Here is a 21,832-nt window from a genome sequence, read left to right on the forward strand (position 1 = left end):
GGGGCGCGGACCTCGGGGCTTTGACAGGAGAGATGCATGGACCTCGCAAACACTGCTGCCGTCGTGACCGGAGGCGCGTCGGGCCTGGGCGCCGCCACGGCGCGTGCACTGGCCGCCAAGGGGGTGAAGGTGGCGATCTTCGACCTCCAGGCGGACAAGGGCGAAGCGCTCGCGGACGAGATCGGCGGGGTGTTCTGCAAGGTCGATGTCACGTCTGACGACAGTGTCGATGCGGGGTTCGCGGCGGCGCGCGCGGCGCATGGCCAGGAACGGATCCTGGTCAATTGTGCAGGCACCGGCAACGCGGCGAAGACGGCGGGGCGGTCGAAGCAGGATGGCTCGATCAAGCATTTTCCGCTCGATGCGTTCGATCGGATCATCCAGATCAACCTCGTCGGCACGTTCCGTTGTCTCGCGAAGTCGGCGGCGGGGATGCTGACGCTGGAGCCGGGCGAGGACGGCGAGCGTGGGGCGATCGTCAACACCGCGAGTGCTGCGGCGGAGGACGGCCAGATGGGGCAAGCCGCGTATTCGGCGTCGAAGGCCGGCGTGGTCGGCATGACCCTGCCGATCGCGCGCGACCTGATGAGCGAGGGGATCCGGGTGAACACGATCCTGCCGGGGATCTTCGACACGCCGTTGCTGGCGGCCGCGCCGCAGCAGGTGCGCGATGCGCTGGCGGCTTCTGTGCCGTTTCCGAAGAGGCTCGGCCGGCCGGAGGAGTTTGCGGCGCTGGCGCTGACGATGATCGAATGCGGGTATTTCAATGGGGAAGACGTGCGTCTGGACGGCGCGATCCGGATGGCGCCGCGGTGATGGTTTAAAGAGCTGTCTTCACCTTTCCCACCCGGCCCGAGACATCGGGTACGGCAGTTGGTGAGGATGGTTGGATGCGGGATACGAGGAGACGCATCCTCCCCCGCAAGGGGGAGGTGGCTGGCTCTTGCCAGACGGAGGGGAGGAAAGGAAACGCCTGTTCCGTGTCCTCCCCCTCCGTCACCTCCGGTGCCACCTCCCCCTGGCGGGGGAGGATGCAAATACCGACCGCCCTCAAGCCGCCCTTGCCAGTTGCCGCCCCTTGATCATGTCCGCCGCCTTCTCCGCGATCATGATCGTCGGAGCGTTGGTGTTGGACCCGATCAGCGTCGGCATCACCGATGCGTCGACCACCCGCAGTCCTTGCAACCCCCGCACCGCCAAGCTCGCATCGACCACCGCCATCGTGTCGTCTGCGGTCCCCATCTTGCACGTCCCCACCGGATGGTAGATCGTCTCCGCGGTCCGCCTTACCCACGCATCGATCTCGTCATCGGTCTGGACATCCTCGCCCGGCGACAATTCCCCCGCACGGTAAGGGTCGAGCGCCGCTTGGCGTGCCACGTCGCGCCCGATCCCGACGCACGCGCGCATCACTCGCCGATCCTCCGCGGTCGCGAGATAGTTCGCAGCAATCACCGGATCCGCGAACGGATCGGCCGAGCGCAACCCGATCCGCCCGCGGCTCTCTGGCCGCAACTGGCAAAGGTGCAGCGTGAAGCCGTCCTCGGTCGCCTTGACCTTGCCGTGATCCTGCATGATCGCGAGCACCGCGTGGATCTGCACGTCGGGCCGCGACAGCCCCTCGCGCGAAGACACGAACGCGCCTGCCTCGAGGAACTGCTGCCGCCCCGCCCCCTTGCCGCGCAGCAGGTAATTGAGCCCGACCCCGATCATCCCCACGCCCTTGGTCATCGCGTACCCGGTCCGCAGCCCGCGCGATTTCCAGTTCATCACGACGTCGAGATGGTCCTGCAAATTCTCGCCGACACCGGGCAGCGCGTGCACCACGCCCACTCCCGCCGCGGTCAGCCGATCTGGATCGCCGATCCCCGATAGCTGGAGGATATGCGGCGACTGCACCGCCCCCGCGCACAGCAGAACCTCGCGCGTCGCCGTCACGCTCTCCGCGCGCGCACCCTTGTCGAGCACGTAATCGACACCGGTCGCACGTCCCTTGTCGATCCGGATCCGCGTCGTCCGCGCGCCCGTGACGCAGGTCAGGTTTCGCCGCGACAGTACCGGCCGCAGATACGCCGCCGCGGTGCTCCAGCGCTTCCCGTCCGCGACCGTCAGGTCGTAGCGCCCGAACCCTTCCTGGCTAGCGCCGTTGAAATCTTCAGTCACCGGATAGCCCGCCTGCCGCCCCGCTTCGACCAGCGCGTCGTAGAACGGGCTGTCGGACTCGCCGCCCGAGATCGTCAGCGGCCCGCCGCCGCCGTGCAGGTCGCACGCGCCGCGATGATGCCCTTCGAGCCGCTTGAAATACGGCAGCACGTCGTCGAACGACCAACCGGGCAAGCCCATCTGCCGCCACTCGTCGTAATCCTGCGGATGGCCCCGCGTGTAGATCATGCCGTTGATCGACGAGCTCCCGCCCAACCCCTTGCCGCGCGGCCACCACAGCCGGCGATCGTCGAGATGCGGCTCGGGCTCGGTCGAGAAGCCCCAGTTGCTCGCATTCTTGCTCTTGATGAGTTCGCCGACGCCGGCGGGCATTCGCACCAGCACGCCGTCGTTGCGACCGCCCGCCTCGAGCAGCAGCACGCTCACATCAGGGTCCTCGGTCAATCGCGCGGCGAGCACACAGCCGGCCGAGCCCGCGCCGATAATTACGTAGTCATACGTCTGCATGCCCGCATCCTCTTGTTCGCGCTCCGCTTTTTTACGGAGTCGCGTCAGTCCACTACGCTAGCGCTCGCACAGCAGTGTCAGCAATCCCTCGCGAACGACGCTGCGCTCAATCCCTTCGGCGGCATGGACCTGACTGAGGCCGATCGCCAACAGCGCATAGCTGCGAATCCCCGCTTCGGCAGGTTCGAACCCATGCGCCACGAGTTGCTCGACGAGGAACGCCATCACCGTGTCGTCATGCTCGCGGATCGCCGCGGCCACCCGCGCGTCGCTTTTCGCCCAGGCCCGCATCGCCAAGGCCAGCTGCGCCATGTCGTGGTCGCGAACATGATCCGCGAATGCGCGAATGCGCTCGACCGGTGGAAGCTCCGACGCGGACAGCGTGACGATCAACGGATCGATATGCGCTTCGACGAAATATCCTGCGAGCGCCGCATGATACCCATCGAAGTCCTTGAAATGATGATAGAAGCTTCCCGTCGACGCACCAAGCGCTTGCGCTAGACCGCGAAGCTTCAGCGCGCGGAGCCCGCCATTCTTCAGCAACTGCAAGCCGATTTCCAACCAGTCGCGCGGCGCCAGATCTGCGCGTGGTGCCGCCCCGTCTTCCAACAATACCCTGCTTGACAAGCCATTCCCCATAACGAATGTTACGTCGTACCGAAGCCGGACGCAATCCGGCATCAGGCACCACGACCGAACCGGCGGGTGCAACAGGAGAGCGATGTGGCCGAGGCACTGATCATCGACGCCGTCCGTACCCCGCGCGGTATCGGCAAGACCGGCAAGGGCGCGCTTGCGCACATGCACCCCCAACATCTCGCCACGACCGTCCTGAAGGCGATTGCCGAGCGAAACAAGCTAGATACCGCCGATGTCGACGACATCATCTGGTCGACCTCGACTCAGCGCGGCGAGCAGAGCGGCGATCTCGGGCGGATGGCGGCGCTGGACGCGGGGTATGACGTCAAGGCGAGCGGGACGACGCTCGACCGGTTCTGCGGCGGCGGGATCACGGCGGTGAACTTCGCCGCGGCGCAGATCATGAGCGGGATGGAGGACCTCGTGATCGCCGGAGGCACCGAGATGATGTCGCTGACCACGACGATGATGCAGGACGACATGGCGGCGGGGAAGCGGCCGCTCGGGATCGGCTCGGGCAACGCACGGCTCGACGCCGCGCATCCGCAATCGAACCAGGGCATCTGCGCCGACGCGATCGCCAGTATCGAGGGGATCGATCGCGAAACGCTCGAAGCGCTCGGGTTGGAAAGCCAGCGCCGTGCCGCGGTGGCGGTCGCCGAAGGGCGGTTCGATCGCAGCCTCGTCCCCGTCACCGACGATACCGGTGCGCTGGTGCTCGAAAAGGACGAATACCCGCGGCCCGACACCACCGCCGAGGGCCTCGCTGCGCTGCGCCCTTCGTTCGCCGGGATTGCCGACATTCCGCTCGACGACAAGGGCACGACGTATCGCAAGCAGATCAACCGCCGCTATCCCGGCCTCGAAATCGCGCACGTTCATCATGCCGGCAATTCGTCGGGCGTGGTCGATGGCGCCGCCGCCGTGCTGCTTGCAAGCGCCGATTATGCCGCCAAGCACGGGCTGAAGCCTCGCGCGCGGATTGTCGCGATGGCGAACATGGGCGACGATCCGACGCTGATGCTCAACGCCCCCGTTCCCGCGGCGCGAAAGGTGCTGGCGAAGGCCGGGCTGACGGTCGACGACATCGACCTATGGGAGATCAACGAGGCGTTCGCGGTAGTCGCGGAGAAGTTTATCCGCGACCTGAAGCTCGACCGCGACAAGGTGAACGTCAATGGCGGCTCGATCGCGCTGGGTCATCCTATCGGCGCGACCGGCGCGATCCTGATCGGCACGATATTGGACGAGCTCGAACGCCGCGACCTGAAGCGCGGGCTCGTGACGATGTGCGCGGGCGGCGGGATGGCCCCGGCGATCATCATCGAGCGCGTCTGATGCACCCCGTCGCGCACGCGCTGACGACCCCCGACAAGCCCGCCTATATCATGGCGGCGACGGGCGAGACGGTGACCTATCGCGACCTCGATGAACGGGCGAACCGGGGTGCGCATCTGTTCCGGTCGCTCGGATTGAAGCGCGGCGACGGGATTGCGGTGCTGATGGACAATTCGCCGCGCTATCTGGAGGTGATGTGGGCGGCCGAACGCACCGGCGTGTACTGCACGTGCCTGTCGTCGAAACTGACCGCGAGCGAGGCGGCGTACATCATCCGCGATGGCGACTGCCGCGTGCTGATCGCCAGCAAGGGATGTGCAGAGGTGGCAGCGGCCCTGGTTCCGATGCTCGAGGACGTGCGGCGCTATGTTGTCGACGGCCCAATCGACGGGTACGCGTCTTACGAAGCCGCGCGCGATGCAAAACCCGCAACGCCCATTGCCGACCCCTCGCCCGGCGGTATCCTGCTCTATTCCTCGGGCACCACCGGCAAGCCCAAGGGCGTCAAGCACGCGCTGTCGGACGAGCCGTTCGGGACCAACGTCTCGCCGCTCGTGATGCTCGGCAAGGGGCTGTACGGCTTTACCCCCGAGATGGTCTATCTCTCGCCCGCGCCGCTTTATCACGCCGCGCCCTTGCGCTGGTCGATGGCGGTGCACCAGGTCGGCGGCACCGTCGTCGTGATGGAGCATTTCGATCCCGAAGCCGCGCTCGCGGCGGTCGAACGGTTCCATGTCACGCACGCGCAATGGGTGCCGACGCACTTCATCCGGTTGCTCAAGTTGCCGCCCGAAGTCCGCGCGCGCTACGACGTATCGTCGTTGAACGCGGTCTGGCATGCCGCCGCCCCCTGCCCGCTCCCGGTCAAGCAGGCGATGATCGACTGGTGGGGGCCGATCATCGGCGAATATTACGCCGGCACCGAGGGCAACGGGTTCTGCGCGATCTCCAGTGCGGAGTGGCTGACGCACAAGGGCTCGGTCGGCCGCAACCTGACCGCGCAGACGATGATCTGCGACGAGGCGGGCAACGCGCTACCGCCACGCGCGGAAGGCGACGTGTATTTCGCGGGCGGCGGGGCGTTCGAATATCACAACGACCCCGCCAAGACCGCGGAGGCCGCCAACGCGCACGGATGGACCACGCTCGGCGACGTCGGGTGGCTCGACGAGGAGGGCTATCTCTACCTCACCGACCGCAAGAGCTTCATGATCATCTCGGGCGGCGTGAACATCTATCCCGCCGAGATCGAGAACCTCCTCGTCACGCACCCGAAGGTCGCCGACGTCGCGGTGATCGGCGCGCCCGACGACGAGATGGGCGAACAAGTGGTGGCAATCATATGCCCCGCCGACCCGTCCGAAGACCGCGCGCAATTGGCGGCCGAACTCAGCGCCTTCGCCCGTGCGAACCTCAGCCATGTGAAAGCGCCGCGCCGGATCGACTTTCGCGAGACACTGCCGCGGCACGAGACGGGGAAGCTCTACAAGCGCCTGCTCCGCGACGAATATTGGGCGCAAGCCAAGGAGTCTGCATGAACTTCGATTATTCCGACGACCAGAAATTCCTCAAGGACGAGGCGCGCAAGTTTCTTGGCGCGCATTGCGGCAGCGACCGCGTCCGCGCCGTGCTCGACGATCCCGCCAAAGCGTATGATGCGGACCTGTGGAAAGCGGTCGGCGCACAAGGCTGGCTCGGCGCAGCGATCCCCGAGGAATTCGGCGGACTGGGGCTTGGCCATATTGAACTCTGCGCGATCGCCGAGGAACTCGGGCGAGCCTGCGCGCCGATCCCGTTCGCCTCGACCGTCTATTTCGTCGCCGAGGCCCTGATGCTCTATGGCAGTGACGCCCAGAAAGTTAGATGGCTGCCGAGGATCGCAGCGGGCGAGGTCATCGGCGCATTCGCGACCTCGGAAGGCGCCGGCCCGGTCACCGCACGCTCGATCCGCACCACCGTCTCCGGTGGAAAACTTACCGGTGAGAAGATTCCCGTCACGGATGGCGACGTCGCTGACCTGATCGTCGTCCTGGCACGCGACGGCCTCTACCTCGTCGAAAAGAGCGCCGGCGTCACCGCGGAAGTCCTCGAAACGCTCGACCCGACGCGGAGCGCGGCGCGGCTCACCTTCAATGGCGTGCCTTGCGAGAAACTTGGCAGCGACGACGGCATCGCCGCGATGCAGGCGGTGTTCGACCGCGCCGCCGTCCTCCTCGCGTTCGAGCAGCTCGGCGGCGCGGATCGCTGTCTCGACATGGCGAAGGGCTATGCGCTCGATCGCTACGCGTTCGGCCGACAGATCGGCGGATACCAGGCGATCAAGCACAAGCTCGCCGACATGTATGTGAAGAACGAACTCGCGCGCTCGAACGCCTATTACGGCGCGTGGGCGCTGAACGTCGGCGCCGCCGAACTGCCGCTCGCCGCCGCCACCGCGCGCGTCGCCGCGTCCGACGCCTATTGGTTCGCGTCGAAGGAGAACATCCAGACGCACGGCGGGATGGGCTTCACCTGGGAGTCCGACTGCCACCTCTATTACCGCCGCTCTCGCCAGCTTGCACTCGTCGCCGGCAGCCCCGCGGCATGGCGCGAACGCCTCGTCGGCCAACTTGAAATGCGCAACGCCGCCTGATCGGAGCAGACCATGGACTTCAAGGACAGCGACGCCGAAGCCACGTATCGCGCCGCCGCACGCGCGTGGCTCGACGCGAACATCGCCGAATACGACGCCGGCCATTACCCCGACGACATGGCCAAGGCGAAGGCGTGGCAGGCGCGCAAGGCAGCCTGCGGCTACGCGTGCATCACCTGGCCGCAGGAATGGGGTGGCGGCGGCGGCACGCCTATCGAAAGCGTCATCTTCGGCCAGGAAGAGGCGAAACATGCGGTCGACGGCAGCTATTTAACGATCGGACTCGGCATGTGCGTGCCGACCGTGATGGCCTATGCCGACGACGCGACCAAGCACCGCTTCGTCGGCCCCGCGGTACGCGGCGACGAAATCTGGTCGCAACTCTTCTCCGAGCCCGCCGGCGGCTCCGACGTCGCCGCGATCCGCACGCGCGCGGTCCGAGACGGCGACGATTGGGTGATCAACGGCCAGAAGGTCTGGACATCGGGCGCGCATTACAGCGACTACGGCATCGTCCTGGTCCGCACCAATCCCGACGTGCCGAAGCACCAGGGCCTGACGATGTTCTGGCTCGACCTGAACGCACCGGGGATCGAGATCCGTCCGATCCACCAGATGTCCGGTGGGTCGAGCTTCAACGAAGTCTGGTTCGAGGACGTCCGGATTTCCGACGCGCAGCGCCTCGGTCCCGTAGACGGCGGCTGGAAGGTCGCGCTGTTCACGCTGATGAACGAGCGCCTCGCGATCGGCACGAGCGGTGGCGTCGGGCCCGAGGATATCCTCGCCTTCGCAGCCCAGGCCAACGGCGCAGACGGGCCGCTGCTGAAGGATGCCGCGTTCCGTCAGACGCTCGCCGACTGGTGGGTGCAATCGGAGGGCCTGCGCAACACCCGGATGCGGACGATCACCGCGCTGTCGAAGGGGCAGGTGCCCGGCCCCGAAAGCTCGATCGGCAAGATCGTCGCCGCCAACCAGCTACAGGCGATCGGCAACACCGCGGTCGAAGCAGGCGATCAATACGGCATCATATCCGACCCCGCGCTGACCCCGCTCAAAGGCGCGTTCCACGCCGCGACGATGTGGGCACCGGGTCTCCGCATTGCCGGCGGCACTGACGAGATCCTCAAGAACATCATCGCCGAACGCGTGCTCGGCCTCCCCGGCGAAATCCGCGTCGACAAGGACCAGGCGTTTCGGGACCTGCCGGTCGGGGCATAAAGCTCACGATATTCGCAGGAGCATGTGGACTAAATTCGATCCGAAGCGATATTTCATGGACGCGCACGCGACGAGGTAAACGCTAAGCATCTACGGGGGAAACGATGTCGATATTTTTGGCGCTGTTAATGGCATCGGTTGCATCGGCGGCAGACGAACGCCTCTTGCGGATGACCAAATTGTACCAAGACATCTGTCTTGTTCGCTTTCCAGATGACAAGGCCGTTGAAGCGATGATGATCGCACGTGGCGCCCGCGAACTCTCCAAGGCCGAAGTAAAGGTGACGATGCGTGATGATCCAGCACGTGCCTGGGACCTGAACGATGGCGGGGCCACGCTATGGATCGAATATCCACCATTCCATGCATGCTCCGTCCGTTGGAACGCACCGGAGATCGGTAACATGGACGCCTATCGTACGATTGCGAACACGTACGAAAATGCGATCGGAGGGTTCCAGCCGATGCGCCCTATGGAAGGCGATCAGGGTGATATCCACATTCATGCCATAGGCGAAGAGCGTGTACTGCCGGACAGGACGATCGAGACGCTGTTTTTCTTTGACCAGAGCATCAGCGATCCGAAACGGCGCGCTGCTGGCGAAACCGGCTTCTCATTGAGGTTCGTGCATCAATATGCACCTGCCGAACCAACCGCTTTGCCTGGTCAAACCTGATAGCGCTTCGCCCGTCAGAACTCTCCCGCCAGGATGCCCCCATGACCGATATGCAGAAGATCCTCGCCACGCAACGCGACGCCTTCATGGCCGAGCTTCCCGTCACCAAGGCGGTGCGCCTCGACCGGCTCAAGCGCGCGGCGGCGATGGTGCGGGACAATGCTGCTGCGTTCTGCGACGCGGTATCGGAGGATTTTGGGCACCGTAGCCGCGAGCAGACGATGATCACCGATATCGGTGCCTCGCTCGCGCCGATAGCGCATGCCGCGAAGCATCTCGATCGCTGGATGCGGCGGGAGCGGCGCTCGGTTCAATTTCCACTAGGGCTACTCGGCGCGAGGGCGTGGGTCGAGTATCAGCCCAAGGGTGTCATCGGCATCATCGCGCCGTGGAATTTCCCGGTTAACCTCCTGATGGGGCCGCTCGCAGGCGTGCTCGCCGCGGGCAATCGCGCGATGGCGAAGACGAGTGAGTATACGCCCGCGACGGCCGCACTGTTCGAGGACCTCGTGCCGAAGTATTTCGCGCAAGACGAATTCGCCGTCATCTCGGGCGGCGCGGACGTCGGGAAGGCGTTCGCGGCGCTGCCGTTCGACCACCTAATCTTCACCGGCGCGACCGCAATCGGGCGTCACATCCTCCACGCCGCCGCCGACAATCTGACGCCCGTCACGCTCGAACTCGGTGGCAAGTCGCCAGTCATCCTCGGCACATCGGCCGATATCGCGCGGGCGACCGAACGCGTGACGCTCGGCAAGATGATGAACGCCGGTCAGATCTGCCTCGCACCCGATTACCTGCTCGTCCCGTCCGCAAGTGAGGCGGCGGTGGTCGATGGCATCAAGGCGGCGGCCCGTGCAATGTACCCGACGCTGCTCGCTAACGCCGACTATACGTCGGTGGTCAACGATCGCCACCACCAGCGGCTTACCGACTGGATCGCCGACGCCCGTGCGAAGGGCGCGGCCGTCGAGGTCGTAAACCCCGCCAACGAGGATTTCGGCGCCGCCAACTCGCGAAAGATGCCGCTGCACATCGTCCGCGACGCGACCGACGACATGATCGTGATGCAGGAGGAGATCTTCGGCCCGGTGCTGCCCATTCGCCGCTACGACGGCATCGACGACGCGATCGCGCAGGTGAACCGCCGCGACCGGCCGCTCGCGCTCTATTATTTCGGCACCGACGACACCGAGCGGCGGCGGGTGATGGACCGGACGATTTCGGGCGGCGTGACGCTCGACGACGTGATCTTCCACGTCTCGATGGAGGACCTTCCCTTCGGCGGCAGCGGACCGTCGGGGATGGGTGCGTATCACGGCATCGACGGCTTCCGGACGTTCAGCCATGCGCGGGCTGTCTACAAACAGTCGAAGCTCGATGTGGCCAAGCTTGCCGGGCTCAAGCCGCCTTATGGTGCGGCGGCGGCCAAGACGATCGCGCGGATGATGCGGGGGTGATGGCTATCGTGACTGGCACACGTGCCCTCACCCTTCCCACGGCAAAGTAGCCGCGGGCCCCTTCTCTCTCCCGTTAGGCGAGGCATTCGGGTCACTACCGTAACAATATCGGCGACCGTCTCGAAATCGTCTTCGATCTGTCGCGGACGCGTCACGTCGATCGGCAAAGGGCCGCTGAGCGCCGTCGCGCTTCAGGGGACATCATGCAGACCATATCGTCGCTTTTCGCCGGTGTTGCACTCGCGGCGCTCGCTACGCCTGCCGCGTTTGCCCAGGCCGCACCGGAAACCCCGGTAGCTGCGCCGGCAGAAGTCCAGGCGGATCCGGCACCCGAGACGTCGTCCGACATCGTCGTGCTCGGCTTCGGCCAGAGCCGCCAGGTCCAGAGCGTCAGCGCAGTCGACCTCGCGCGCCTCACCCCCGGGTCGAGCCCGTTGAAGGCGATCGAGAAGCTTCCCGGCGTCAACTTCCAGGCGTCCGACCCGTTCGGCGCGTATGAATGGGCGGTCCGCATTTCGCTGCGTGGGTTCAACCAGAACCAGCTCGGCTTCACGCTCGACGGCGTGCCGCTCGGCGACATGAGCTACGGCAACGTCAACGGACTGCACATCAGCCGCGCGATCATTTCCGAGAACGTCGCCCGCACCGAAGTCGCGCAGGGCGCCGGCGCGCTCGGCACCGCATCGACCAGCAATCTCGGCGGCACGATCCAGTTCTTCAGCGACAAGCCCCGCGATACGGCCAACGTCACCGGCGGCGGCACTTATGGCTCCGACAACACGTACCGCGGCTATGCGCGTATCGACAGCGGCGATCTCGGTGGCGGGTTGAAGGGCTATCTCAGCTACGGCTATCTGACGACCGACAAGTGGAAGGGCGACGGCGTCCAGCGCCAGCATCAGGCGAACGGCAAGATCGTCAAGGATCTGGGCAGCTTCGGCAGCCTGTCCGCGTTCGTGAACTTCTCCGATCGTCGCGAGCAGGATTATCAGGATCTCAGCTACGACATCATTCGCCGCCGTGGCCTGCGTAACGACAACATCGCCGACAACTATCCGCTCGCGTTGCAGATCGCGAAGACCTACCAGAACCAGGGTGCGCTTGCGACCTACACCAAGGCGAACAACGGCTCTTCGGTCGGCTTCGTCGCGCCGTGGGCCGGCGTGGGCACGACCTTCCCGACCGGGTTCGGGACGGTCGACGATGCGTATTTCGATGCCGGTGGCGTGCGGCGGGATTACCTCGGCGGCGTTACGCTCGACGCCAACCTCACGCCCGAACTGACGATGACCACCACGGGCTATTACCACAACAACAAGGGCCAGGGGTCGTGGATCACGCCCTATTCCCCGACCCTGGTCGGCGCGCTGAACCAGGACGGCAGCGCGATCACCGCGCCGAGCCCGCTGGGCTTCCGCACGACGGAATACAGCATCAAGCGCGGCGGTGCGCTCAGCAACATCGCGTACGAGACCGGCGCGAACACCTTCGAGATCGGTGGCTGGCTCGAGACCAACACCTTCACGCAGGCGCGGCGCTTCTACGGCATGACCGACAGCGCGCAGCCCAACCGCGACGTGCTGAAGTTCCAGAAGAATTCCTACGCGACGCAGTGGGACGGCAAATACGGCACCGACACGATGCAGTATCATGTCGAGGATACGCTGAAGCTCATGAACGACCGCCTGGTCGTCAACGCCGGGTGGAAGGGCGCCTATGTCGTCAACAGTGCGACGATGCTGCCCGATACGACATCGCCGCTTTCGGTCGGCCGTATCTCCGCTAAAGACTGGTTCCAACCTCAGGCCGGCATCCTGTTCAAGCTGACCCCGGCGGCGGAAGTGTTTGCCGACTATACCGAGAACATGCGCGCGTTCGTCTCGTCGGCGACCACCGGGCCGTTCGCGGCGACGCAGGCCGGCTTCAACGCCGTCCGCGGGCGCCTCAAGCCCGAGCGCTCGAAGACGGCTGAAGGCGGCGTCCGCTTGCATAGCGGACCGTTCCAAGCCTCGGCAGTGGCCTATTATGTCGACTTCTCGAACCGCCTTCTCGCCTTTGCGAACGGGGTCGGCATCCTCGGCAACGCGCCGACGCTCAACAACGCGGGCAGCGTGCGCACGTACGGCGCGGAAGTCTCCGCCAATTACCGCGTGTTCCGCCCGCTCTCGCTGTTCGCCAGCTATTCCTACACCAACGCGGAATATCAGGACACGGTCACCGACGCCTCCGGCTCGGTCCAGGTCCGCAAGGGCGACACCGTCGTCGATACGCCCAAGCACATGGTCAAGGGCGAGATCGTGCTCGAACAGTCGGGCTTCACCGGCCGGGTCGGCGCGGATTACATGAGCAAGCGTTACTTCACCTATCTCAACGACCAGTCGGTGCCGAGCCGCGTGCTGGTCGACGCGAGCATTGGCTACCGCTTCGAGGGCGACGGTGCGCTTCACGGCGTCGCGATCGAGGGCAACGTGACCAACCTTACCAACAAGAAGTATATTTCGACGATCGGATCGAATGGTTTCACCGCCAGCGGTGACAACCAGACGTTGCTCGCTGGCGCGCCACGGCAGTTCTTCGTGTCGTTGAAGAAGGGCTTCTGATACCCCGAAGGAGATTGGACCGGGGGGTATTCACCCGGTCCGCGATCTCACTCGACCGCGCGCAGCTTCGGACGGCCCGGCGGCGACTGGCGCAGCAGTTCGTCGACCCGCGCGGCGAGATCGGTCTGGCGGAACGGCTTCGACAGGCGCGTGACGCCCTCGGGCACATCCTCGCCCGCGGCGGCATAGCCGGTCACGAGCAAAGCCGGGATGCGATTGCCCGACGACCAGAGTTCGGTGATGAGTTGTCCGCCGGTCATCCCCGGCATCAAATAATCGCTGACGAGTATGTCCGCATCGACACCGGATCGGATTGCCGACAGCGCCTGACTGGCGGAGGGGACCTCGACCACGACATAGCCGATGTCGCGCAGCATGTCGGCGGTCGCCGCGCGTACCAGATCCTCGTCGTCGACTAGCAACACCTTCGCCGCACGCCGCGCGATGACCGGCTCCGCGGTATTCTCGACCGCCTCGGTCGCCGCTTCCTCGGTTGCCGGCAGCCACAGCTCGACGGTGGTGCCGGAGCCGGGCTCGCTGGTCAGGCGGAGCGTGCCGCCCGACTGCGCGGCGAGGCCGTGGACCATCGATAGTCCCAGCCCGGTGCCCTTGCCGACACCCTTGGTAGAGAAGAACGGCTCCGTCGCCCGGGCGAGCGTGGCGCGGTCCATGCCAACGCCGGTATCGATCGCCGCGATCCGGACATAGCGATCCGGCGCGAGGCCGACGACGTTGCGATCGTCGACGACGACTTCACTGACGGTTAGGGTTAGCTTGCCGCCACCAGGCATCGCGTCGCGCGCGTTGATCGCCAGATTGAGCAGCGCGAGTTCGAGCTGGTTGGGATCGACCCGAGCCGACGACAAATGCCGCGGGATCTCGATCGTCACTGCGATCGACGGCCCGAGCGAGCGCCGCATCAGGTCGACCAATCCGTCGATCAGCGCGCCGATATCGACGGCGCGCGGCTGGAGAGCCTGCCGCCGGGCGAACGCGAGCAGTCGCTGGGTCAGCGTCGCGGCGCGCTCTGCTGCCTGCAACGCGCCGCTGATCATCCGCTGCGTACGCTCGTCGTCCTTGTGCCGCCGGCGGAGCAGGTCGAGGCTGCCGACGATCGGCGTCAGCAGATTGTTGAAATCGTGCGCGACGCCGCCAGTCAGCTGGCCGATCGCGTCCATCTTCTGCGCCTGCGCGAGTTGCGCGTCGGCCTCCTTGCGATCGGTGACGTCGGAGACCACGCCAGTCATCCGCGCCGCCTTGCCGGCATCGTCATACTGAACCCGCCCCTTGGCGACGAGCCACCGTGACGCACCGTCGGCCGCATCGATGCGGTACTCGACGTCGATCACGCCGGTTCGCGTCGCTTCGGTCATTGCGCGCGTGACGGTGCTGCGTTGTTTGACGTCGATATGGCTCAGGAAGGTTTCCATCGTCCAGTCGGGCCGACCCTCCGGATAGCCATAGATCGCATCGTGCCGCAGCGTCCGTCGGGATTCGCCGGTCGTCAGGTCGATGTCCCAGCTTCCCATGCCGGCAGCTTCGAGCGCGATTTCCAGGCTTTCGCGCGCGGTTCTGAGTTCGCTGGTCCGGTCGAGTACCGCGCGTTCGAGCGTCACCGCGACGTCGCGCAACTCATATTGCCGCCGCCGCGCCGTCAGCGCCGACCGGATCGCACCCAGCATCGCCTCGGCATGCAGCGGGCGCTCCAGCAGCAGGACATTGCCCAGGTCAGTAAGGCGTTGCGTGGCACGCGGCGTGCGCGGCGTCCGCGTTCCGTTGGCCAGCACGACGAACTGGATATCCGCCCAATTGGGTTGCGCCGCGACCCATTCCGCCAGCGGGGCGACTTCCTCGGTCGCGAGAGCTTCCTCCGTCAGCATCACCGCGCCCGCGCCCTTTGCGAGTTCGGCGATCAGGTCCATCTGGTCGCGACACACGTAGGCAACGATGTCATTCCGCCCGAGCAGGTCCGACGCGATTGCCGCATCGCGCCCGCGGGGCGCCAGGATCAGGACGCGATCGTCCATGTCAGACGCGCGAGTCCTGCATCCCCATCCGACTGGCCATCAACGTCTTTCCTTCACCCGAGAATGTCGGAACGCCGGTCAGCACGCCCTGGAATTCGCGAAGGGGCTCGCCGACCAACAATCCGTTGCTACCGATCTGAAACTCCCGGATCGTGCGTTCGTGCCGTGCGGTGCGGGTCTTGATGACCGAAATAGCCTGCCGCACCTCGCCATGCGCCTCGAAATAGCGGAGCTGGACGATCGTATCGGACAGATAGCTGAGGTCGACGTCGGATCGAACGTCCCCGGTGATCCCGTGCAGGCCGAGGATCAGCAGGCTGACGATCCCCTTCTGACCGAGATACGTCAGCATCTCGTGCATCTGCAGGATCAGGAACTGTTCGTTCGGCATCGCCTGAAGGTAAGCATTGAGGCTGTCGATCACGACGATCTTCGCCTTATGCTGCTCGACCGCGGCCCGCACCGCACCTGAGAACTCGCCGGGCGACATCTCGGCGGGATCGATCGCCCGCAGCTCGAGCTGACCGTTCTCGACGAACGGCATCAGGTCCATGCCCAGCGATGCACTGCGCTTGAGCAATGTCGGCAAGCGCTCGTCGAACAGGAAATACGCCGCGCGCTCGCCCCGCTCCAACGCTGCGATCACCGACTGGACCGAGGCGGTCGTCTTGCCGACACCGGCGGGCCCCGTCAGCAATGTCGCGGTACCCGGAATCAAGCCACCACCCAGCAACGTATCGAGTTCGGTCGACCCGGTCGAAACGGCCTCATCCGAATATTTCATGACGTGTTCGGATGCGACGAGGCGTGGGTAGACGCACAGCCCGCCACGCTCGATCTCGAAATCGTGATAGCCGCCGCGATACCGAACGCCGCGCATCTTGACGACGTGCAGGCGTCGACGTTGCGCGCCGAACCCGGACAAGGTCTGTTCGAGCGAGATGACGCCGTGCGCGATGCTGTGCAACTGGAGATCGCTGCCCGAGCCGCTCTTGTCGTCGAGGAACAGCACGGTGCAGGCGCGCGTCGAGAAGAAGTGCTTGAGCGCGAGGATCTGGCGGCGATAGCGGATCGGGCTCTGCGCGAGCAGGCGCAGTTCGGACAGGCTGTCGATCACCACGCGCTTCGGCCGAAGCTCGTCGACCTTCGCCATCACGTCGCGGATCGTCTCGCCGAGTTCGACCTCGCTTGGATGCAGCAACGTCTGTTCGTGATCTTCGCCAAGGCCATCGGCCGGGACCATCTCGAACAGGGTCAGGGGATCCAGCGACCAGCCATGCGTCTGCGCCACCGCGCGCAACTCGACTTCGGTCTCGGCCAGCGTGATATACAGACCCGCCTCGCCGACCGATGCGCCGGCGAGCAGGAAGCCGAGCCCGAGCGTCGTCTTGCCCGTGCCGGGCGTACCCTCGACGAGGTACATCCGGTCCGGCGTCAGCCCCCCATTGAGAATGTCGTCGAGCCCGTCGATACCGGTCCGTGCGAGCGCCGGTAGTTGTCCGTTCAGTGCCAAGTGGCAGTCCTTCCTGTGATCGTACCGCGCGTGGTGCGACCATATGTGCCGACCCTAGGTTATAACCGGCGTATCGCATAGTCTTGCGGTCGTGGCAGCCCGGGGATCTTAATGTCGCTCAAGCACTCGTTTCCGCCGGTTTTCGATTCTCAAGCGCGGGTTCTGGTTCTGGGCAGCCTGCCGGGCGACCGGTCGCTTGCCGCGCAGCGCTATTATGCGCATCCGCAGAACCAGTTCTGGCAACTGATGTCGCCGGTCGTCGGCTGCGATCTCGTTACGCTCGACTATGAGGATCGGCTGGTAGCGTTGCGGGCGAGCGGCGTGGCGCTGTGGGACGTGATCAGCTCGGCGCGGCGGGCGGGAAGCAGCGACGCGGCGATCCTCGACGCCGAAGGCAACGACATCGTCGCGCTCATGGGACGATTGCCGGAGCTTCGCGCAGTCGCCTTCAACGGCGGTACCGCGCTCAAGCAGGGCCTGAAGCTGCTCGGACCGAACTTGGCTAGACCGACCATCGTCGCGCTTCCCTCCAGCAGCCCGCTGCACACGATCGGCGTCGCGGCAAAGCAGCCTGCCTGGAACCAGCTTGCCGTGTTCCTCCTCGACCGGACGTGATTGCGCGCCTACGCCTGCGCGCATGACCCAGCTCTATGACCTCACCGTCCCCGCGTTTCGCCGCGGTTTCGCCAGTCTTTCGGCGATCCTGAAATCGGGCGAAGCCTATGCACAGGAGCACGGCATCGCCGAGGCGGACATGCTCGGCACGCGACTGATCGCCGACATGGCGCCACTGACCGCGCAGATCCAGCGCGCCAGCGATACGGCGAAGGGCGCGATGGTCCGGCTTGGCGGCGTTCCGACGATCGCAATGGCCGACGACGAGACGAGTTTCGCAGCGCTGCAGCAGCGCATCGCCGCAACGGTTGCGTTCCTCGAGGGCGTGCCGCGCGAGGCGATCGACGGCAAGGAGGATGCCGTCGTCACGATCGTCACGCCCAGCCGGACGTTGGACTTTACGGGGCAGAACTACGTGCTCGGGTTCGTGCTGCCCAATTTCTATTTCCACATCACGACCGCCTACGCGTTGTTGCGGATGCGCGGCGTGCCGATCGGCAAGATGGACTATCTCGGTCGGTAGAAGCCTGCATCGACGTCGATAACCGCCTGTAGTGAGGCGGATAAATGATACTGGCGGAGAACTCCGCGCTGCGGCAAGGGCGAGCGATGTCGATCGAAACGCTCATCGCCCAATACGGCCTCGCCGCGATATTCCTGGGTGCGGGGCTCGAAGGCGAAACCGCGGTCGTCACGGGCGGTGTGTTGGCGCATCAGCATTTGCTGCCGCTCTGGGGCAGCGCCGCTGCGGCCGTCGCGGGATCGTTCGCCGCGGACCAGCTCTTCTTCCTCGCCGGGCGTTGTTTCCGCGACACGGCCCGCGTTCGCAAGATCGCCGCCAAGCCGGCCTTCGCCAAGGCACTCGACACGCTGGAACGCCATCCGACCGTCTTCATCCTCGGCTTCCGCTTCCTCTACGGCCTGCGCACGATCAGCCCCATAGCTATCGGCACGTCGCATGTCCCCGCACGCACGTTCATGATGCTCAATGCGATCTCTGCGGTAGTCTGGGGCGTGATGTTCACCGGCATCGGCTATCTGTTCGGCGACACGCTGCTCGACGCGGTCCACAACATCATGCCGAAGCACAAGTTGGCGGGCGTTGCGATCCTCGCAGTCGTCGTCGCCTTAGTGATGACCGCGATCCGCTATTGGCGCGGACGTCGATCCAACGCGGTACCGAAGACCAGCTGACTAATAGCCAATACTCAAGAGTACGGTCCCTGCCAGATGCCGGCACGCCGCCATGTCTTCCAAACTTCGCGCTCAAAAATGGTGGCCCAGCAGAAGGGCTCCACTGGACCACTAGGTTCCGTCTAGGGAGCTTCACTTCGCCTTGACGTTGCCCCGTTGTAATACCCACTTATCAAATAGGAATAGAGTTATTCACTACCCTCGGTGAATAGTTTATAAATCGCGCCGAAATGCATCAGCTCTAAAACGTACTTCGATCGATCAGAAATACAAAAGGCAACGACTCCCCTAAAACGGAAAGTACGTCGCCTTTCGAGTCTTCGAACAGATGGTTCGATTACCGAACCAAACCATCTGTTACAATTTCAAGTCATCGATCAGAGCGCGTTGCCGCTCGAATTCGAATCGACCGAGTTCTCAAGATCGGCCGAGTTGCTTGTTTCGATACCGTCTACCGCGGAAAGATTCGCGTCCGACTCTTCGACGACCGTGTTCGACTGAATGTCGGTAACGTTCTCGGTCGCTGCGGGCTTCGTGCAGGCGGCGAGGCCAAGCGCCAGGACTGCAATCATTGGCACGATCGTGATCTTCTTCATCGAATGGTCTCCGTGATGACTAGTGCAGAATTACGACCGCAATGCGCGAAATCGATCCTGGAACCGAAAGCTACCCAGCGATGCGGCCGAACGCAATACCCTATCGTACGACTATGATTTAATCACCAGCTCAGGCCTGCACGGGCGTAGACGTAGCGGCCGTTGAACCCGAACGGCGAGTAATAGGGGTAGCCGATCACCCCGGTCGGGTTGTTCGCGATGCTCGTCGCGTCGGGATAGACGTCGAACAGGTTGCTGACGCCAAGGCCGATCTGCGCGCCCTTCTTCGCCTGGTAGCGGAGTTCGAGATCGGTGATCAGGTGCTTGCCGCTGTGCACGTCGCCGGCGGGGGTCGTACCGGGCTGCGTCACGTCGCCATAATAGGTGACACGGGCGAGTGCTCCGAGCTGGTCGAGCGACCAATCGATCGACCCGGTCACCTTCTCGCCCGGCGTACCGTTTTCGAGCGACTCGATGCGGTTGCGGGCGAAGAGCGTGGGTGCCGGGTTGAGCGCCGAGGTCGATGTCGGCACGCGCGTCACGTTCACATCGTTGACGTTACCGGCGATCGTCAGGTCAAACGTCCCGGCAGCATCGGTCGGCAGCCGGTAATGCGCGACCGCGTCGATGCCCTTTGTGGTCGAGGCGATGCCGTTGATGAAGAACCGCGCCGCCGTTGCCCCTGATCCGGCGAGCAAGTTGAGGATCTGCGCATTGACCGCGGCGGATTGGGTCGACGACGTGGTGATGTTCTCCGAAAGACCGATCTGATTGCGGATGCGGATGCGGTACGCATCGACTGTCAGGTCGAACCCGCCAAAGCGAATGACGGTACCGACCGAGAAATTCGTCGACTTCTCAGGCTCGAGAGGAAGGCCTCCGAGCCTAGCCGCAATGGGGCTTACCGATGGGTAGGTTCCGGTCTGAACTGGGTTTCCGTTTTGAATGACGGTTGCGACCGAGGTGAAATACTGCTGCTGCAGAGCCGGCGCGCGGAAGCCGGTCGACGCCGTTCCACGCAGGGCGAACCAGCGCGCGAAGTCATAGCGCGCGGAGACCTTACCGGTGCCGGTCGAGCCGAAATCGGAATAATCCTCACCGCGTCCGGCCAGCCCGAGCAGCAGCTTGTCCGTCACCTGCGCTTCCATATCGAGATAGACGCTGCCATTGCGACGGCTCCGCTCGATCGCGTTGTCCGGCGAGAACCCGCCAAAGCCCTGCGCGCCTGGGGGTGCGGTCGGCAGTGCGCCGGTCACCGTCCGATCGGTGGGATAGCCATAGGACGCGAGTTCGCCCGACTGGATCTTGAACCCCTCGCGGCGCCCTTCGAGCCCGAACGCGACGTTGACGCCCTGCAACACGTCGAACTTGCGATCGACGTCGAGCCCGACGATGTACTGGTCGTAGATCAGCGCACCGTCGGAGAAGTCGCGCGGCGTGGTGCGGCCATAGGCATAGTTCGCGGAGTCCAGCGTCCGGAACCCGATCTTGTTGCGGCCATAGCTGGCGTTCAGGTCGACGTTCCAGTCGGCGACCACGCCCTTGATGCCGATGGCCGAGTTGATGTCGCGCGACTTCGTATTGATCAGCGGCAAGAAACCATCGGAAAGTCCTGCCAAGGTCAGTCGGTCGACGGCGACTTGGTCCGACGCGAGCGGCAACCGTGGGAAAGCCGCGCTGCGCGTGTCGCGGTCCTGATAGCCGAGCCAGCCGTACAGCTTCCACGTGCCGGTCAGCGTCGTGCCGGCGTTGGCGAAGATGCTGTATTGCTCGACCTTGGGGTCGCCGAAGAGGCCGGTCACGCGGCCCGGCGTCCCGGGGATTTTGACCAGCGCGCGCGTGTCGAAGTCGGCGCGGTTGGTCGCCTGGCGATCCAGATACTCGCCCGAAAGGGTCAGGAAGCCGTCCTCGCCAAAGCCAATGCCCTGCCAGCCGGACACGGTCAGCGCATGCTCGCCATTCGTGCTGCGGCTGCCGCGCGCGGTGTCGATATCGGTGTTGTAGAAGCCGTAGTTGACGGTCATGCCGCCGCCCGACCGGGCTTCGCGCAGCCGCAGGTTGACGACGCCGGCGATCGCATCCGAGCCATATTGTGCGGACGCCCCGTCACGCAGCACCTCGATACGGTCGAGCGCGACGGTCGGGATCGTATTGAGATCGACCGCAGCCGAGCCGCGCCCGACCGACCCGCCGACATTGAGCAAAGCCGCGGTATGGCCGCGCACGCCGTTGACCAGCACCAGTGTCTGGTCGGGCGAAAGGCCGCGCAGCGTCGCTGGGCGGATCGCGTCGGTGCCATCGACGGCGGACGGACGCGGGAAATCGATCGAGGGGGCGATCGCCGACAGCGCGGCCCCCAATTCGGTCGTCCCCTGGCGCTGGATCGCGGCCGAACTCAGCACGTCGACCGGCGATGCGCTGTCGAGCCGCGACCGACCAACCGCGCGGGTGCCCGTGACGATGATATCGTCTCCCGTGTCGGGCGCCGCAGCGGGGTCTGCGGCAGGCGCCGTCGTAGTTTGCGCGGGCACGTCCTGCGCATGGGCTACCTGCGCGCTGGCAAAGGCGAGGGTCGAGGCGGCGAGCGTCAACGCGGTACGATAAGCAGTCATGATAGTGTCCCTGTTAGTGGATCGCTCTGCGACGATCT

At 65.0% G+C, this 21,832-nt stretch carries 17 protein-coding genes; 11 read left to right on the forward strand and 6 right to left on the reverse strand.

The window, feature by feature from the left end:
• The first annotated feature begins 36 nt into the window (after positions 1-36).
• The gene (locus tag J4O76_RS12580; protein ID WP_333960034.1) at positions 37-816 is read left to right on the forward strand and encodes an SDR family NAD(P)-dependent oxidoreductase; all 780 of its coding nucleotides are present in this window, start codon (positions 37-39) and stop codon (positions 814-816) included.
• Between the two features lie 234 nt (positions 817-1,050).
• Here J4O76_RS12580 and J4O76_RS12585 read toward each other — a convergent pair whose 3' ends face one another.
• Complete coding sequence (locus J4O76_RS12585) at positions 1,051-2,670, reverse strand: choline dehydrogenase (protein ID WP_426282160.1); 1,620 nt, start codon at positions 2,668-2,670, stop codon at positions 1,051-1,053.
• Between the two features lie 57 nt (positions 2,671-2,727).
• Positions 2,728-3,300: a TetR/AcrR family transcriptional regulator gene (locus tag J4O76_RS12590; RefSeq protein ID WP_162236821.1), complete on the reverse strand. Its 573-nt coding sequence runs from the start codon at positions 3,298-3,300 to the stop codon at positions 2,728-2,730.
• A gap of 96 nt (positions 3,301-3,396) precedes the next feature.
• Between J4O76_RS12590 and J4O76_RS12595 the strand changes: the two genes are divergently transcribed.
• The 7 genes from J4O76_RS12595 (at position 3,397) to J4O76_RS12625 (ending at position 13,237) form a co-directional block, all read left to right on the forward strand.
• A complete protein-coding gene (locus J4O76_RS12595; RefSeq protein ID WP_426282162.1) occupies positions 3,397-4,650 on the forward strand; it encodes an acetyl-CoA C-acetyltransferase in 1,254 nt (417 codons plus the stop codon).
• Positions 4,650-6,188: an acyl-CoA synthetase gene (locus J4O76_RS12600; RefSeq protein WP_426282163.1), complete on the forward strand. Its 1,539-nt coding sequence runs from the start codon at positions 4,650-4,652 to the stop codon at positions 6,186-6,188. The genes J4O76_RS12595 and J4O76_RS12600 overlap by 1 nt, the downstream gene beginning before the upstream one ends.
• Positions 6,185-7,282 (forward strand): acyl-CoA dehydrogenase family protein, encoded by a 1,098-nt coding sequence (locus tag J4O76_RS12605; RefSeq protein WP_426282164.1) that lies wholly within the window; start codon positions 6,185-6,187, stop codon positions 7,280-7,282. The genes J4O76_RS12600 and J4O76_RS12605 overlap by 4 nt, the downstream gene beginning before the upstream one ends.
• Before the next feature lie 12 nt (positions 7,283-7,294).
• The gene (locus J4O76_RS12610; RefSeq protein ID WP_426282165.1) at positions 7,295-8,500 is read left to right on the forward strand and encodes an acyl-CoA dehydrogenase family protein; all 1,206 of its coding nucleotides are present in this window, start codon (positions 7,295-7,297) and stop codon (positions 8,498-8,500) included.
• A 104-nt stretch (positions 8,501-8,604) separates the two neighbouring features.
• Positions 8,605-9,177, forward strand: a complete 573-nt coding sequence (locus J4O76_RS12615) for a hypothetical protein (protein ID WP_426282166.1) — start codon at positions 8,605-8,607, stop codon at positions 9,175-9,177.
• Between the two features lie 41 nt (positions 9,178-9,218).
• Positions 9,219-10,637: a coniferyl aldehyde dehydrogenase gene (locus J4O76_RS12620; RefSeq protein WP_426282167.1), complete on the forward strand. Its 1,419-nt coding sequence runs from the start codon at positions 9,219-9,221 to the stop codon at positions 10,635-10,637.
• Between the two features lie 203 nt (positions 10,638-10,840).
• A complete protein-coding gene (locus J4O76_RS12625; protein ID WP_426282169.1) occupies positions 10,841-13,237 on the forward strand; it encodes a TonB-dependent receptor in 2,397 nt (798 codons plus the stop codon).
• 47 nt (positions 13,238-13,284) lie between these two features.
• Here J4O76_RS12625 and J4O76_RS12630 read toward each other — a convergent pair whose 3' ends face one another.
• Both J4O76_RS12630 and J4O76_RS12635 read right to left on the reverse strand, forming a co-directional pair.
• Positions 13,285-15,264, reverse strand: a complete 1,980-nt coding sequence (locus J4O76_RS12630) for an ATP-binding protein (RefSeq protein WP_426282171.1) — start codon at positions 15,262-15,264, stop codon at positions 13,285-13,287.
• Between the two features lies 1 nt (position 15,265).
• Positions 15,266-16,777 carry an ATPase domain-containing protein gene (locus tag J4O76_RS12635; protein ID WP_056058899.1) on the reverse strand — a complete coding sequence of 504 codons (1,512 nt, stop codon included), beginning with the start codon at positions 16,775-16,777 and terminating at the stop codon, positions 15,266-15,268.
• A gap of 111 nt (positions 16,778-16,888) precedes the next feature.
• Between J4O76_RS12635 and J4O76_RS12640 the strand changes: the two genes are divergently transcribed.
• The 3 genes from J4O76_RS12640 to J4O76_RS12650 all read left to right on the forward strand — a co-directional run bounded on the left by J4O76_RS12640 (position 16,889) and on the right by J4O76_RS12650 (position 18,586).
• Positions 16,889-17,392, forward strand: coding sequence for a DNA-deoxyinosine glycosylase (locus J4O76_RS12640; protein ID WP_426282172.1), 504 nt, complete (start codon positions 16,889-16,891; stop codon positions 17,390-17,392).
• Between the two features lie 22 nt (positions 17,393-17,414).
• Positions 17,415-17,915: a DUF1993 domain-containing protein gene (locus J4O76_RS12645; RefSeq protein ID WP_426282173.1), complete on the forward strand. Its 501-nt coding sequence runs from the start codon at positions 17,415-17,417 to the stop codon at positions 17,913-17,915.
• 86 nt (positions 17,916-18,001) lie between these two features.
• Complete coding sequence (locus J4O76_RS12650) at positions 18,002-18,586, forward strand: DedA family protein (protein ID WP_426282174.1); 585 nt, start codon at positions 18,002-18,004, stop codon at positions 18,584-18,586.
• Between the two features lie 377 nt (positions 18,587-18,963).
• Here J4O76_RS12650 and J4O76_RS12655 read toward each other — a convergent pair whose 3' ends face one another.
• Positions 18,964-19,182 carry a hypothetical protein gene (locus J4O76_RS12655; protein WP_056481709.1) on the reverse strand — a complete coding sequence of 73 codons (219 nt, stop codon included), beginning with the start codon at positions 19,180-19,182 and terminating at the stop codon, positions 18,964-18,966.
• A 122-nt stretch (positions 19,183-19,304) separates the two neighbouring features.
• On the reverse strand, positions 19,305-21,794 hold the full coding sequence (locus J4O76_RS12660) for a TonB-dependent receptor plug domain-containing protein (RefSeq protein WP_426282175.1): 2,490 nt from the start codon (positions 21,792-21,794) through the stop codon (positions 19,305-19,307).
• Positions 21,795-21,832 lie beyond the last annotated feature (38 nt).

This window comes from Sphingomonas sp. NFX23, from assembly GCF_049887795.1.
Classification (GTDB): domain Bacteria; phylum Pseudomonadota; class Alphaproteobacteria; order Sphingomonadales; family Sphingomonadaceae; genus Sphingomonas.